Annotated in this window: 14 protein-coding genes and 2 tRNA genes; 7 read left to right on the forward strand and 9 right to left on the reverse strand. The window is 60.4% G+C overall.

Features of this window, described 5'->3' with window-relative positions:
• Positions 1-74 precede the first annotated feature (74 nt).
• Together GKC70_RS10005 and GKC70_RS10010 are read left to right on the forward strand one after the other, a co-directional pair.
• Complete coding sequence (locus GKC70_RS10005; protein ID WP_317872487.1) at positions 75-314, forward strand: hypothetical protein; 240 nt, start codon at positions 75-77, stop codon at positions 312-314.
• Positions 315-329: 15 nt separating this feature from the next.
• Positions 330-1,082, forward strand: coding sequence for a TerC family protein (locus GKC70_RS10010; RefSeq protein ID WP_029612310.1), 753 nt, complete (start codon positions 330-332; stop codon positions 1,080-1,082).
• Between the two features lie 42 nt (positions 1,083-1,124).
• Here GKC70_RS10010 and GKC70_RS10015 read toward each other — a convergent pair whose 3' ends face one another.
• Entirely contained in the window at positions 1,125-1,304 is a 180-nt protein-coding gene (locus tag GKC70_RS10015) for a hypothetical protein (RefSeq protein WP_342651210.1), read from the reverse strand.
• A 160-nt stretch (positions 1,305-1,464) separates the two neighbouring features.
• Here GKC70_RS10015 and GKC70_RS10020 point away from each other — a divergent pair, with 160 nt between their 5' ends.
• Complete coding sequence (locus GKC70_RS10020) at positions 1,465-2,208, forward strand: peptidase C39 family protein (protein WP_342651211.1); 744 nt, start codon at positions 1,465-1,467, stop codon at positions 2,206-2,208.
• Positions 2,209-2,274: 66 nt separating this feature from the next.
• Here GKC70_RS10020 and GKC70_RS10025 read toward each other — a convergent pair whose 3' ends face one another.
• Positions 2,275-3,558 carry an FAD-binding oxidoreductase gene (locus GKC70_RS10025; protein ID WP_342651212.1) on the reverse strand — a complete coding sequence of 428 codons (1,284 nt, stop codon included), beginning with the start codon at positions 3,556-3,558 and terminating at the stop codon, positions 2,275-2,277.
• A 200-nt stretch (positions 3,559-3,758) separates the two neighbouring features.
• Here GKC70_RS10025 and GKC70_RS10030 point away from each other — a divergent pair.
• The 4 genes from GKC70_RS10030 (at position 3,759) to GKC70_RS10045 (ending at position 5,444) form a co-directional block, all read left to right on the forward strand.
• Positions 3,759-3,835 (forward strand) — tRNA-Val (locus tag GKC70_RS10030).
• Between the two features lie 136 nt (positions 3,836-3,971).
• Positions 3,972-4,048 (forward strand) — tRNA-Val (locus GKC70_RS10035).
• Positions 4,049-4,209: 161 nt separating this feature from the next.
• Positions 4,210-4,779 carry an SPOR domain-containing protein gene (locus tag GKC70_RS10040; protein ID WP_039578458.1) on the forward strand — a complete coding sequence of 190 codons (570 nt, stop codon included), beginning with the start codon at positions 4,210-4,212 and terminating at the stop codon, positions 4,777-4,779.
• Positions 4,780-5,018: 239 nt separating this feature from the next.
• Positions 5,019-5,444 (forward strand): GTP pyrophosphokinase, encoded by a 426-nt coding sequence (locus tag GKC70_RS10045; RefSeq protein ID WP_342651213.1) that lies wholly within the window; start codon positions 5,019-5,021, stop codon positions 5,442-5,444.
• Between the two features lie 38 nt (positions 5,445-5,482).
• On the opposite strand, the gene GKC70_RS10050 is transcribed toward GKC70_RS10045, so the two are convergent.
• From GKC70_RS10050 to GKC70_RS10080, 7 genes are all read right to left on the reverse strand, one after another.
• Positions 5,483-5,917, reverse strand: coding sequence for a GNAT family N-acetyltransferase (locus GKC70_RS10050; protein ID WP_342651214.1), 435 nt, complete (start codon positions 5,915-5,917; stop codon positions 5,483-5,485).
• The gene (locus tag GKC70_RS10055) at positions 5,910-7,076 is read right to left on the reverse strand and encodes a cupin domain-containing protein (RefSeq protein ID WP_342651215.1); all 1,167 of its coding nucleotides are present in this window, start codon (positions 7,074-7,076) and stop codon (positions 5,910-5,912) included. Before GKC70_RS10055 ends, GKC70_RS10050 begins: the two co-directional genes overlap by 8 nt.
• A gap of 81 nt (positions 7,077-7,157) precedes the next feature.
• Complete coding sequence (gene purB / locus GKC70_RS10060; protein ID WP_304482540.1) at positions 7,158-8,528, reverse strand: adenylosuccinate lyase; 1,371 nt, start codon at positions 8,526-8,528, stop codon at positions 7,158-7,160.
• A 197-nt stretch (positions 8,529-8,725) separates the two neighbouring features.
• Positions 8,726-9,352, reverse strand: a complete 627-nt coding sequence (hflD, locus tag GKC70_RS10065) for a high frequency lysogenization protein HflD (RefSeq protein WP_342651216.1) — start codon at positions 9,350-9,352, stop codon at positions 8,726-8,728.
• Complete coding sequence (mnmA, locus tag GKC70_RS10070) at positions 9,349-10,473, reverse strand: tRNA 2-thiouridine(34) synthase MnmA (RefSeq protein ID WP_342651217.1); 1,125 nt, start codon at positions 10,471-10,473, stop codon at positions 9,349-9,351. The genes hflD and mnmA overlap by 4 nt, the downstream gene beginning before the upstream one ends.
• 58 nt (positions 10,474-10,531) lie before the next feature.
• Positions 10,532-10,972 carry an NUDIX hydrolase gene (locus GKC70_RS10075; RefSeq protein WP_029614437.1) on the reverse strand — a complete coding sequence of 147 codons (441 nt, stop codon included), beginning with the start codon at positions 10,970-10,972 and terminating at the stop codon, positions 10,532-10,534.
• A 93-nt stretch (positions 10,973-11,065) separates the two neighbouring features.
• The gene (locus tag GKC70_RS10080) at positions 11,066-13,291 is read right to left on the reverse strand and encodes an NADP-dependent isocitrate dehydrogenase (RefSeq protein WP_342651218.1); all 2,226 of its coding nucleotides are present in this window, start codon (positions 13,289-13,291) and stop codon (positions 11,066-11,068) included.
• Positions 13,292-13,352: the final 61 nt, after the last annotated feature.

Genomic DNA, 13,352 nt, shown 5'->3' on the forward strand with positions numbered 1-13,352 from the left:
TGAACTGTTGCCCTGCATAGAATGCCTGTCTATAGGCGCGGCTGCGTCGCGGGACATCGACAAGTGAGGACACCATGCTACAACTGAAATCCATTGGTACGCCTTTGGTGCTGGCCTTGGTGCTGCTGACTACTGCAGGCTGCGATCAGGCCGAACAGTCTGCGCAACGCGTGCTCGATCAGGCCGCAGAGTCGGCCAGACAGGCGATCGACAAAACGCACGAAACGGCTCAGCAAGCGCTGAACGACACCTTGGGTGGAAAACCGCCCAAGCCGGAAAACCATCAAGACAAGCACGATACCCAAGACATCTGAGCGAAGAGGCACTAAATGGAATACTTGTTGGAACTTGCCGCGAGCCCGACGGCTTGGGTGGCCTTGGCTACGCTGGTGGCAATGGAAATCGTGCTCGGCATCGATAACCTGATTTTCATTTCCATCCTCACCAATAAGCTGCCTGAGGCCTATCGCTCAAAAGCGCGGCGCATCGGTATCAGCATGGCGTTGATCATGCGCTTGGCGCTGTTGTCGACGGTGGCCTGGATTGTCCAGCTTACCGAGCCGGTTATCGAAGTGTTGGGTCACGCATTCTCCTGGAAAGACATGATCCTGATCGCAGGTGGCTTGTTCCTGCTATGGAAGGCGACTAAAGAGATTCATGAAAGCGTAGACCCACGCGGTGCGAAAGAAACCTCGAAGGGTGGGAATACCGTGACCCTGGGCTTCGCTGCCGCAATTGGTCAGATCCTGTTGCTCGACATCGTCTTCTCGGTCGATAGCATCATTACAGCCGTCGGCATGACCGAGCACCTGCCGATTATGATCATCGCCGTAATCAGCGCGGTGATCGTGATGTTGGTCGCTGCCGATCCTCTGGCCAAGTTCATCAACGACAACCCCACGGTCGTGATGCTGGCCCTGGGTTTCCTGATCATGATCGGTATGACCCTGATTGCCGAAGGTTTCGGTGCCCACGTACCCAAGGGCTACGTGTACGCGGCGATGGCGTTCTCGACCGCCATCGAGGTGCTTAACATCATGGTGAGACGCGCGCGCATTCGGCGTGAGCAGATGGACGCCTGAGTAGGAAGCATGGGGCTGGCGACAGCTCCTTTTCCTGTCAGGTCAATGTGCCCCCGCATGCCGTCGTGCGCGGCCAGGCGATTGTGGCTTGGGCGAATCGGTGGTTGGGTTGTGGTATGGACGGGCATGGCGACGTGCGATGCGCAGTACCCCCCATAGCATGGCCGCTGCCACGCTTAGCCACATTGCGATCAACGTGATAATTGCCATTGTCAGGCTCATGGACGTGCCTCCTTCTCTCGGGCCAGCTTTCGGCTCGACCCTCCAGACACTTCTTTAGTGTAGCGCTGCGCGCATGACGTTCCATTGACCTTAGGTCTAGCCGTCAGGGGAATTTGGTTTCAAGCCAGCCGCGGGCTGTACCCGAACCCCCCAGGCGCCTATGATCAGCCCCCAGTGCCAGGCACTGTCAGCCAGGCGTCGATACAAGCGAGTGTTCATGTCGCACGATTTTCTCAAGTCCTTGAGCGGTGGTCGGTATAGGTGGCTGGTGGCCTTGCTGTTGACCGCGAATCTCACCGGTTGTGCTTCGACTGCGCCGGCCGCGCTCGACCGACTGCCCCAGCGCGTAGAGATCAGCAGCGTGCCGTTCTATCGCGGTAACGCCAATTACAGCAGCGCCATGGCCTTGGCCGCCTTGCTGTCACAACAAGGCGCGCCCATCACCCCGGGTCTGCTGGGCAATGCGCTGGGCATGCCAGAGCGTGCGGCGTCATTGGAAGCCGCGATTGCGCGAGTAGTGCGCGAATATGGAAGGGTGGTGTATCCGCTGGACAAGCGTCTGGATGCCTTGTTGACTCAGGTTGCTGCGGGCAATCCCGTGCTGCTGCGCTACCACGATGGATCCGCGCTGTTTGGGGAGCCGCGCTATGCCGTGCTGATCGGCTACGACCGTTACAAGCAACGTGTGCTGTTGCGTTCAGGCATGAGCCGGCGCCATCTGCTGGATTTCGATACCTTCGAGAGTGCCTGGGTCAAGGAGGGCGCTTGGGCCGTGTTGGTTCAGTCGCCCAGCCGGTTGCCTGCTGGAGTTGACCGCCAGCGTTGGGTGAAGGCTGCCGATGAGCTGGCCCGAGAAGGCCAGGAGATTGCCGCTAAACAGGCGCTGCGTAGTCTGGGACAGTAGCGCTGGGTGATGTTCATGCCTGGAGAAGGGCCGAACTCCGGCCCTCACTTTCTAGAATCGCGCCGCTCAGAACCCCAGGCGGTCGCGCAGGCTGTAATACCAGGCGCCCAGGGCACTGAACGGGACGCGCAGTAGTTGGCCGCCAGGGAACGGATAGTGCGGCAGATCGGCAAAGGCGTCGAAGCGTTCTGCCTGGCCGCGAAGCGCCTCGGCCAGCACCTTGCCGGCCAGATGGGTGTAAGTTACGCCGTGACCTGAACAACCTTGGGAGTAGTAGATGTTGTCGCCAATACGGCCCACCTGCGGCAGGCGCGACAGCGTCAGCAGGAAGTTGCCGGTCCAGGCGTAATCGATCTTTACGTCCTTGAGCTGTGGGAACGCCTTGAGCATCTTTGGACGGATAATCGCTTCGATGTTTGCAGGATCCCGCGCGCCATACACCACGCCACCGCCGAAGATCAGCCGCTTGTCGCCGGTCAGGCGGTAGTAGTCGAGCAGGTAGTTGCAGTCTTCGACGCAGTAATCCTGCGGCAGCAAGGTGCGGGCCAGTTCTTCGCTCAAAGGCTCGGTGGTGATTACCTGGGTGCCGCAGGGCATGGACTTGGCTGCCAGCTCCGGTACCAGATTACCCAGGTACGCATTGCCTGCGACGATAATGAACTTGGCGCGTACCTTGCCTTGTGGCGTGTGTACCTGGGGATTGCTGCCGCGCTCGATGCGCACTGCCGGGCTCTGTTCATAGATGACGCCGCCCAGTGATTCGACTGCAGCCGCCTCGCCCAAGGCCAAGTTCAGCGGATGGATGTGCCCGCCGCTCATGTCCAGCATGCCGCCGACATAGTTGTCGCAGGCCACCACTTCGTGGATGCGTCGTTGATCCATCAACTCCAATTGATTGTGACCGAAGCGCTCCCACAAGCGTTTCTGCGATTCGAGATGGCCCATCTGTTTACTGGTCAGCGCGGCAAATACACCGCCATCTTTCAGGTCGCACTGGATGTTGTACTTGGCGACTCGCTCACGGATGATGCGCCCCCCCTCGAAAGCCATCTGGCCAAGCAACTGCGCCTGCTGTGGGCCAACGGTGCGCTCAATGACATCGATGTCGCGGCTGTAGCTGTTGACGATCTGGCCACCATTGCGACCCGACGCGCCGAAACCGACTTTAGCGGCTTCGAGCACCGTGACCTTGAAGCCGCTTTCCAGCAGGAATAGGGCGCTGGAGAGACCGGTGTAGCCGGCGCCGATGATGCACACATCGGTTTCCACCTCACCCTGCAGCGCCGGACGTGGCGGCACCGGGTTGGCCGAGGCGGCGTAGTAAGACTGTGGGTAGGGGGTGTGAGCCATGATGGAAACCTCGTGTTTTATATTTTTAACGCATGGAGCGATGCTATCAATAATAATAAACACCCGCTAGTCACCTGTTGAAAATCCTTCACACCCTGGAATGCCATCTGCGCGGGGCAAATATTTTAATAATCAGTAGGTTAGCGCGAAAAAAACAGTTGACAGCAATTTTATGATGCGTAGAATGCGCCCTCATCGACAGGCACATAGCTCAGTTGGTTAGAGCACCACCTTGACATGGTGGGGGTCGTTGGTTCGAGTCCAATTGTGCCTACCAAATCGACGAAAGGGGCGATCCGCAAGGGTCGCCCCTTTTGCATGTTGCTGATTCTCGAAGTCGCAAAGTTTTTGATTTTTTTGAAGAAAACGCTTTACAGGTGCGTAGGCGAGCTCTAATATGAGCACCACACGACAGGCACATAGCTCAGTTGGTTAGAGCACCACCTTGACATGGTGGGGGTCGTTGGTTCGAGTCCAATTGTGCCTACCAAATCGACGAAAAGGGCGATCCGAAAGGATCGCCCTTTTCGTTTTCCGTGTTTTCCCGCGTCTCCCTCCCAAGATCAAGGTTATGGGGTGCGACAGCGCGAGCGTCGGTCTCTCACTGCCAGCATGATAGAATCCCGCCCCTTCGACTCAGGAGATAGATGCGTGCGCAAGCTGACGGTGGTGATGGCGATAATAGCCCTGGCGGGCTGCGAGAACGAGGTCGAGGGTGTTCACAAGCAGGTCGCAGAGCATCTGCACAACCCCAAGAGCGCCAAGTTCGCCAACGTGCGGATCGACACTCAAGGCTCGATCTGTGGTCAGGTGCGCGGCAAGGACGACGCTGGCCAGTATGAGCCCTATCGCAGTTACGTCGCGATCAAGCATGACGGTCAATACGAGATACTGGTGGATGATAGCGGCAACAACCTGCGCATTCGCGAGGTCTGCGGCGGTGCCGACTTGCAGCGCCGCGCGGATGCATTGGCGGGTGAGCCGGCGCCGGAAGGCTGGGACGTTGAGGTTGTGCAAGGGCCTAACATGGGAGCGCTCACCGACATGACCGCACGACTTTTGGAAAAGGGTATTCCCTCGCGCGTCGACTATCGAGAGGGCAAGCCGGTGGTGCTGATGGGGCCGTTCCCCTCCAGGGATGAGGCCGATGCGCGCAAGGCCGATGTCATGGCTCGGCTTGGTACGGACTCGATCGTAATTCAGCATGGTGCTCAGCGCTGATTCGTCCGCCGGCCTGTGGCTGCTGGCTGGCGGGTAATCTGGGTTGGGCAATCTTTCCTTTGTGCAAAACTAATCGAGCCCGTTGCCGGTCCAACGTGACAATGAACCGGCACCGCAGCGCTGGCGCGGCCAGGGTATTGATGTCCACGTACATTTGCCGGGCTATGCTGAGCAGACACGGCGCCATACGACACGTTGGCGTCATGCGGTTCGGCTATGTGAGCGTTGAAGGAGGGGGCATGTCTAGCGTGGAGCGAGCAATTTTACTGGCGACCCGAGCTCATGCTGGGCAGTTGGACAAGGGTGGTGCGGACTATATCCTGCATCCGCTTAGGGTCATGGCGCGGGTGTCGACCCCTGAGCAGCGAATTGTCGCCGTGCTTCACGATGTGCTCGAAGATACCTCGGTGACTTTGTCCGATTTGGCGCGGGAAGGCTTTCCTCTCAAGATACTTGCCGCGCTTCTCGCGCTGAGCCGGCGCGAGGATGAGCGCTATGACGACTTCGTGGTGCGGCTGGGAAGCGACCCATTGGCCCGTGAAGTCAAGCTGGCAGACCTTGCAGACAACAGTGACCTTTCTCGCCTGGTTTGTCCGGGGCCGGTCGATATGGCGCGTCTTAGTCGCTACCACGAGGCCAGTGCCTATTTGCAGGCGCTGGCCTGATCGAGCGAGTGCCTGGCCAGTATCGGCCAGGCTGGCGCTCAAGCGATTTCGCTTGAGTCGCGCACCATATCCACATGCGGAATGCCCGCCTCAAGAAACTCCTCGCTGACCACTTTGAAGCCCAGGCGCTCATAGAACGCGGTCGCATGGAATTGCGCACTGAGCATCTGTTGCTTCAGGTTGCGTTTCTGCGCTTCATCGATCACCGCCTTCATGAGGGCGTCGCCGACCTTCAGTCCTCGCCAATCCTTGAGTACCGATACCCTGCCGATGGTGCCGTCTGGCAGCAGGCGCGCGGTACCTATCGAGTAGTCGCCTTCCATGGCCAGAAAATGCACGGCACCCGGGTCCTCGGCGTCAAACTCCAACTCGGGCGGCACGTGCTGTTCGGCCACGAACACCGCGTTGCGGATGCGTTGGATGTCGGCATTGTCCTTATGCCAGTCGGCGAGACGAACGCGAATTTTATTCATCGGCAAATCCCAGGCTTCCTTGTTGAATCAACTGGCACACCAGCGTGATGCCTTCTTCCTCTTCCAGCCACTCTGCAAGGTTTTCACTGTGCAGGGCGTCGGCGGAACAAATCAGTTGCAAGAGTGCGCGCAGGTGTCCTGAGAGCAGGCGGCTCTGGCCGCTGGCAAACAGCAGCAGATTGTCATCGACCTCCGACCACGCTAGGCGAGCGCTAGGGTTGCGTATCAGTATGGCGCCACGTTCAAGACTGTCGAGCAGATCCTGTTCGGTGAGCGTTTCGCCTGCGACTTGCTCGGGATAGCGGGGTTCAGTCATGAACTGGCCGAACCACGTCAGCAGCAGGCGCTCGTCGCCCATGTGCTCGGCCAGCAGGGCTTTCAGGCGATCCAGCGCGTCGTGCTGAATCTGATGGGGATCGCTGACAGGCTGAGCGTCGGCGTCGCTGTAGCGTTCCTCGTCAGGCAGGAACTGGCTGAGGAAGTCGGTGAAATGGGTGAGCACCTCGGCGGCACTGGGCGCACGGAAGCCGACCGAGTAGGTCAGGCAGTCGTCGACAGCTACACCGTAGTGGGCCAGGCGTGGCGGCAGATAGAGCATGTCGCCCGGCGCCAGCGTCCACTCGTCGCTCTGCTCGAAGTTGGCCAGGATGCGCAGGTCGGCGTGTTCGATCAGTGCGCTGTCGCTGTCGCACATCTGGCCGATCTTCCAGTTGCGTTGGCCGTGACCTTGCAGCAGGAACACGTCGTAGTTGTCAAAGTGTGGGCCGACGCTGCCGCCGGGAGTGGCAAAGCTGATCATCACGTCGTCGATGCGCCAGCTTGGCAGGAAGCGGAAATGCTCCAGCAGCTCGGCGACTTCTGGGACGAACTGGTCCACTGCCTGGACCAGCAGCGTCCAGTCACGCTCGGGCAGGGTAGCGAAGGTATCTTCCTCGAACGGCCCGCGACGCATTTCCCAGGGGCGCTCGCCGTGCTCCAACACCAGGCGCGATTCCACTTCCTCTTCCAGTGCCAGGCCGGCCAGTTCGTCGGGATCGATAGGGCTTTGGAAGTCGGTGAATGCCTGGCGTACCAGCAGGGGCTTTTTCTGCCAGTAATCGCGCAGGAATTCACGGGCTGTGAGGCCGCCAAGCAACTGCAGTGGAGTATCAGGATTCATGCTCAACCTATTGAAAATATGAAATTTTAATCCGGGAATAAAAACGCCCGGCGAGGCCGGGCGTGGTCCGCAGGGCGCCGTTCAGATGCGTTTGGCCTGCGCAGCTGCGTTGCCGATGTAGCTGGCTGGCGTCAGCAGTTTGAGCTCGGCCTTGGCCTCGGCAGGCATATCCAGACCTTCGATGAAAGTCTGCAGCGCTTCTGGCGTGATGCCTTTGCCGCGGGTCAGTTCCTTGAGCTTCTCGTACGGGTTTTCGATGTTGAAGCGGCGCATGACGGTCTGGATCGGCTCGGCCAGCACTTCCCAGCAGGCGTCGAGGTCTGCGGCGATGCGGGCGGTGTTGATTTCCAGCTTGCCGATGCCCTTGAGGCTGGCTTCATAGGCGATGACGCTGTGGGCGAAGCCGACGCCCAGATTGCGCAGCACGGTGGAATCGGTCAGGTCACGCTGCCAGCGGGAGATTGGCAGTTTGCTGGCCAGGTGTTGGAACAGTGCGTTGGCGATGCCCAGGTTGCCTTCGGAGTTTTCGAAGTCGATCGGGTTGACCTTGTGCGGCATGGTCGAGGAGCCGATCTCGCCGGCGACGGTCTTCTGCTTGAAGTAGCCCAGCGAGATGTAACCCCAGACGTCGCGGTCGAAGTCGATGAGGATGGTATTGAAGCGGGCGATGGCGTCGAACAGTTCGGCAATATAGTCGTGCGGTTCGATCTGCGTCGTGTAGGGATTGAACTGCAGGCCAAGCTCGTCTTCGATGAAGGCGCGAGCGTTCTGCTCCCAGTCGATCTGCGAGTAGGCCGACAGGTGAGCGTTATAGTTGCCCACGGCGCCGTTGATCTTGCCCAGCAGGGGAACGGCGGCTACCTGGGCGATCTGGCGCTCCAGGCGATAGACCACGTTGGCCAGTTCCTTGCCCAGCGTGGTTGGCGAGGCGGGTTGGCCGTGGGTGCGCGAGAGCATGGGCACGTCGGCATGCTGATGGGCGAGGGCGCGGATGGCCTCGGCGATCTGGCGCATCAGCGGCAGCAGCACGTCGTCGCGACCGGCACGCAGCATCAGCGCGTGAGACAGGTTGTTGATGTCTTCACTGGTGCAGGCGAAGTGAATGAACTCGCTAACCTTTGCCAGTTCTGGCAATTGGGCTGCCTGCTCCTTGAGCAGGTACTCGATGGCCTTGACGTCGTGATTGGTGGTGCGCTCGATTTCCTTGACGCGCTCGGCATGCTCGAGCTTGAAATCGCTGGCCAGGCTGTCCAGCACGGCGTTGGCTTCAGCAGAAAACGCTGGCACTTCGCCAATTTGCGGGTGGGCGGCCAGACGCTGCAGCCAGCGCACTTCGACCAGGGCACGGAAACGGATCAGGCCGAATTCGCTGAAGATAGGGCGCAGGGCCTGGGTTTTGCCGGCATAACGGCCGTCTACAGGGGAAACCGCAGTGAGCGAAGAAAGCTGCATGGGGTGCTCTCGGACAGTCGGGCTTTTGGAGGGCGCATATCATACATGAAAATCGCGCCGGGGTCGGGTGGCTGACCAAAGGTGTGGTCATGAAAAGCGTTTCTCGGTCCAGCGCAGACCGTTCTAGTCGAACACGCAGCGGCAGATGCTGCATTGCCTGCGAGGCCAGGCCTGCCTGCACAGCGGGTGTAAGCCACTCAAGAAGGCGACCGCATCATGTCGTACAGTTCGTTGAGTAGCTTGCGGCGGCTAAAGACCAGTTGCCACCGGTGTCCACCCAGCTGCCGCCATAGGCGTGCGGCGCGGATGCCGGCCAACAGCAACGCACGAATTTTCGAGGCGTTGCTGGCCTGTTGCAGGAAACGCATGTCGCCGTGCACCTGGATACGCTGACGCAGGGTGCTCAGCGTGTCTTGGTACAGCGCGCCGCTGGAGGCGATGACGTTCTCGTGGACGAGTCCGAAGTGGTCGGCTTGCGCCTGGATCTGCGGTAGTCGATTGCCAATGGTCTCCAGCAAGTCATCACGCTTACCCAGCTGACGCTCCAGGCCCAGCATCGATAGTGCATAGCGCAGTGGTTCGCGTTGCAGGCTGCTGGGGTCGCGTTCCAGGGCGCCGACCAGAGCACGATAGCCCTCACGTAAGTTGAGGTCGTCGCCGCCGAACACCTCCAGGGTGTTTTTGGGGTCGCGCACCAGCAGGCTGCCCAGCAGACAGCCGATATCCGCTTCACTGGACTGCCCGGTTCGGGCGATTCGGTCGACCATGACGGCTGCCTGGAACACGCCACCAAGGGCGATCAACTGCTCCCGCAGGTTGCTCATTCGCGCGGGCTCCAAGGCTCGGCGGTTTCGATCACGCCGCCGCCCAGGCAGATCTCGCCGTCGTAGAACACCACCGACTGTCCAGGCGTCACAGCGCGTTGCGGCTCATCGAATACGGCGCGGTAGCCCTCGGCGGTGCGCTCCAGGGTGCAGGCCTGGTCGCCCTGGCGATAACGGACCTTGGCGCTGAGGCGCCGCGGGCGGGTCAAATCCACCGGGTTGACCCAGTAGATTCCCGAAGCCAGCAGGGCTCGGGAGAACAGCCAGGGATGCTCGTTGCCCTGGCCAACCACCAGTACATTGCGCGAGAGGTCTTTGTCGAGCACATACCAGGGCTCGTCGCCTGCGTCTTTCAGGCCGCCGATACCCAGCCCCTGACGTTGACCGATGGTGTGGTACATCAAACCGTGGTGCTGGCCGATGACTTCACCGTCGGTGGTTTGAATCTCACCAGGCTGGGCCGGCAGGTACTGCTTGAGGAAGTCACTGAAGCGGCGCTCGCCGATGAAGCAGATGCCCGTAGAGTCCTTCTTCTTCGCGGTGGCCAGGCCGTGTTTCTCGGCAATGGCACGTACCTCGGGCTTCTCCAGTTCGCCGACGGGAAACAGCGTGCGGGCAATCTCCTTGCCGCCGACAGCGTGCAGGAAATAGCTCTGGTCCTTGTTCGGATCCAGTCCCTTGAGCAGTTCGGTGAGGGCGCCGGTGTCACGCCGACGCACGTAATGGCCCGTAGCAATCAAGTCAGCGCCCAGGGACAGTGCGTAGTCGAGGAACGCCTTGAACTTGATTTCGCGGTTGCACAGGATGTCTGGATTGGGTGTGCGACCGGCCTTGTATTCTTCCAGGAAGTGCTCGAACACGTTATCCCAGTACTCGGCGGCGAAATTGGCCGTGTGCAGCGTAATGCCGATGCGGTCACAGACCGCCTGGGCGTCTGCCAGGTCCTCGCGTGCAGTGCAATATTCGGTGCCGTCGTCCTCTTCCCAGTTCTTCATGAACAGACCTTCCACCTGATAGCCCTGCTCCATGAGCAGGAGGGCGGAGACGGATGAGTCGACGCCGCCGGACATGCCGACGATGACGCGGGTCCTGGAGGGGTCTTTGGGTGCTGGACTGGTCATGGCTACCGATGTGTATCAAGGGGAAAAACGCCGATTCTATCAGGCCAGGGCCTGCGCGTCAGTCGCGCAGCAGTGCGAGGCTGTGCAGCGGGCCTGCCAGGTAGTCGTCCAGGCAGCGTGGCACTAGCTCGCTGCGCCAGCGCTCGGAATCGGCTAGCAACTGGGCGCGGGTCAGCCACAGGGCGCGCGTGATATCGCTGTCCAATGCGCGTTCGCGGTGATGATGCACGGGGCGGGCCGCGAAGCAGATGCGTTGATAGGTCACACCGTTGCTGGGGGCGGTATACAGATAGATGCCGACGACGCCAGTCAGCTCGACTTCCCAGGCCGTTTCTTCGAGGGTTTCGCGCAACGCGGCTTGGGCGAGCGTCTCATTGGCTTCGAGATGGCCAGCGGGTTGGTTGAGCACATGCTTGCCAGCCTTGAGCTCTTCGACGAAGAGGAATGTGCCTTCCTGTTCGACAATGGTGGCGACGGTGATGTGAGGTTGCCAGGCCATGTTCCGGGCTCCTGTTGGGCTTGAAATCGTTTGTCCAGAAAGCACAAACCCCGGTTCAAAGCCCGGGGTTTGTGGTGTTGCCTCAGCCGTTTATTACAGTGCAGCGATGGCGTTGTTCAAGGTCTGACTTGGGCGCATGACCTTGGCGGTCAGTTCGGCATCCGGCGCATAGTAGCCGCCGATGTCGACCGGCTTGCCCTGGACGGCGTTGAGCTCAGCGACGATGGTCGCCTCGTTCTCTGCCAGTGTCTTGGCCAGCGGTGCGAAGCGCGCTTGCAGTGCGGCGTCGTCGGTTTGAGCTGCCAGCGCCTCGGCCCAGTAAAGGGTCAGGTAGAAGTGGCTGCCACGGTTATCGATACCGCCCACCTTGCGCGAAGGGGACTTGTTGGTGTCGAGGAACTTGCCGGTGGCCTGGTCGAGGGTGTTGGCCAGAACCTTGGCGCGCGGATTGTCGTAGGTGTTGCCCAGGTGCTCGAGCGAGGCTGCCAAGGCAAGGAATTCACCCAGCGAGTCCCAGCGCAGGAAGTTCTCTTCCACCAATTGCTGTACGTGCTTGGGTGCCGAGCCGCCGGCGCCGGTCTCGAACAGGCCGCCGCCGCTCATCAGCGGGACGATCGACAGCATCTTGGCGCTGGTGCCCAGTTCCATGATCGGGAACAGGTCGGTCAGGTAGTCGCGCAGCACGTTACCGGTAACCGAAATGGTGTCCTTGCCTTCGCGAATGCGTGCGAGGGAGAACTTGATGGCGTCGACCGGTGCCAGGATACGGATATCCAGGCCGCTGGTGTCGTGATCCTTCAGGTACTTCTGCACCTTCTCGATCATCACGCCATCGTGAGCGCGTGCCGGGTCCAGCCAGAACACGGCCGGGGTATCGCTCAGGCGGGCGCGGTTGACGGCCAGCTTGACCCAGTCCTGGATCGGAGCGTCTTTGGTCTGGCACATGCGGAAGATGTCGCCGGCCTCGACGTTCTGCTCCAGCAGAACTTTGCCTTTTCCGTCAACCACACGCACGACGCCGTCGGCTTGGGCTTGGAAGGTCTTGTCGTGGGAGCCGTACTCTTCGGCCTTCTGCGCCATCAGGCCGACGTTTGGCACGCTGCCCATGGTGGTCGGATCGAAGGCGCCGTGCTGCTTGCAATCCTCGATGGTGGCCTGATAGATGCCAGCGTAGCAGCGGTCAGGAATGACAGCTTTGGCATCCTGCAACTCGCCGGCGGTATTCCACATCTTGCCCGAGTCACGAATCATCGCGGGCATCGAAGCGTCGACGATGACGTCGCTCGGTACGTGCAGGTTGGTGATGCCCTTGTCGGAGTTGACCATGGCCAGGGCCGGGCGAACGGCATACAGGGCCTGGATGTCGGCCTCGATCTCGGCTTGCTTCTCGGCAGGCAGGTCTTTGATGCGGGCATACAGGTCGCCGATGCCGTTATTGGCGTTGAAGCCCACTTGGGCCAGGGCGTCGGCATGCTTGCTCAGCACATCGTTATAGAACTCTTCGACGATCACGCCGAACATGATCGGGTCGGAGACCTTCATCATGGTGGCCTTGAGGTGAACCGACAACAGCACGCCAGAGGCCTTGGCGTCGGCGATCTGCTCGGCGACGAAGGTCTTGAGCGCCTTGCGGCTCAGGGTAGCGCAGTCGATGACTTCGGCGGCTTTGACAGCGGTTTTTTCCTTGAGGACGGTGATCTTGCCGTCCTTGCCGACCAGTTCGATGCGCACGTTGTCATCGGCTTCGATCTGCGCCGATTTCTCGCTGCCATAAAAGTCGCCCTGGCTCATGTGAGCGACGTGCGACTTGGAGTCGGCCGCCCAGGCGCCCATCTTGTGCGGATGCTTGCGCGCATAGTTCTTCACCGACAGCGGGGCGCGGCGGTCGGAGTTGCCTTCACGCAGCACCGGATTCACAGCGCTGCCCTTGATCCGGTCGTAGCGCGCGCGCGACTCTTTCTCTTCGGCAGTGGTCGGCTCATCGGCGTAGTCAGGAATGTTGAAGCCTTTGGCCTGGAGCTCTTTGATCGCCGCCTTGAGCTGCGGAACCGATGCGGAGATGTTCGGCAGCTTGATGATGTTGGCTTCAGGGGTGGTGGCCAGTTGACCCAGTTCCGCCAGATGATCGCCTACCTGCTTCTCTGCGCCCAGTTGCTCGGGGAACGACGCGAGGATACGGCCAGCCAGGGAAATATCGCGGGTTTCGACGGCGATGTCAGCCGAAGCGGTGAAGGCTTCGATGATCGGCAGCAGCGAGTAGGTGGCGAGGGCGGGGGCTTCGTCGGTGAAGGTATAGATGATCTTGGAACGGGTGGGCATGCGGGTTAACTCTCTGTGTGCTGAGCGTACTCGAGTCTCGAGGTGCGCAGGGTAGGCGCTT

It is taken from the genome of Pseudomonas sp. REB1044 (assembly GCF_038813925.1).
GTDB classification, from domain to species: domain Bacteria; phylum Pseudomonadota; class Gammaproteobacteria; order Pseudomonadales; family Pseudomonadaceae; genus Aquipseudomonas; species Aquipseudomonas boreofloridensis.

Excerpts from the sequence above, each read along its gene's own strand:
- GKC70_RS10005 (WP_317872487.1), top strand. The coding sequence starts at position 75 with ATGCTACAACTGAAATCCATTGGTACGCCTTTGGTGCTGGCCTTGGTG.
- GKC70_RS10010 (WP_029612310.1), top strand. The coding sequence starts at position 330 with ATGGAATACTTGTTGGAACTTGCCGCGAGCCCGACGGCTTGGGTGGCC.
- GKC70_RS10015 (WP_342651210.1), bottom strand. The coding sequence starts at position 1,304 with ATGAGCCTGACAATGGCAATTATCACGTTGATCGCAATGTGGCTAAGC.
- GKC70_RS10020 (WP_342651211.1), top strand. The coding sequence starts at position 1,465 with ATGATCAGCCCCCAGTGCCAGGCACTGTCAGCCAGGCGTCGATACAAG.
- GKC70_RS10025 (WP_342651212.1), bottom strand. The coding sequence starts at position 3,558 with ATGGCTCACACCCCCTACCCACAGTCTTACTACGCCGCCTCGGCCAAC.
- GKC70_RS10045 (WP_342651213.1), top strand. The coding sequence starts at position 5,019 with ATGTCTAGCGTGGAGCGAGCAATTTTACTGGCGACCCGAGCTCATGCT.
- GKC70_RS10050 (WP_342651214.1), bottom strand. The coding sequence starts at position 5,917 with ATGAATAAAATTCGCGTTCGTCTCGCCGACTGGCATAAGGACAATGCC.
- GKC70_RS10055 (WP_342651215.1), bottom strand. The coding sequence starts at position 7,076 with ATGAATCCTGATACTCCACTGCAGTTGCTTGGCGGCCTCACAGCCCGT.
- purB (WP_304482540.1), bottom strand. The coding sequence starts at position 8,528 with ATGCAGCTTTCTTCGCTCACTGCGGTTTCCCCTGTAGACGGCCGTTAT.
- hflD (WP_342651216.1), bottom strand. The coding sequence starts at position 9,352 with ATGAGCAACCTGCGGGAGCAGTTGATCGCCCTTGGTGGCGTGTTCCAG.
- mnmA (WP_342651217.1), bottom strand. The coding sequence starts at position 10,473 with ATGACCAGTCCAGCACCCAAAGACCCCTCCAGGACCCGCGTCATCGTC.
- GKC70_RS10075 (WP_029614437.1), bottom strand. The coding sequence starts at position 10,972 with ATGGCCTGGCAACCTCACATCACCGTCGCCACCATTGTCGAACAGGAA.
- GKC70_RS10080 (WP_342651218.1), bottom strand. The coding sequence starts at position 13,291 with ATGCCCACCCGTTCCAAGATCATCTATACCTTCACCGACGAAGCCCCC.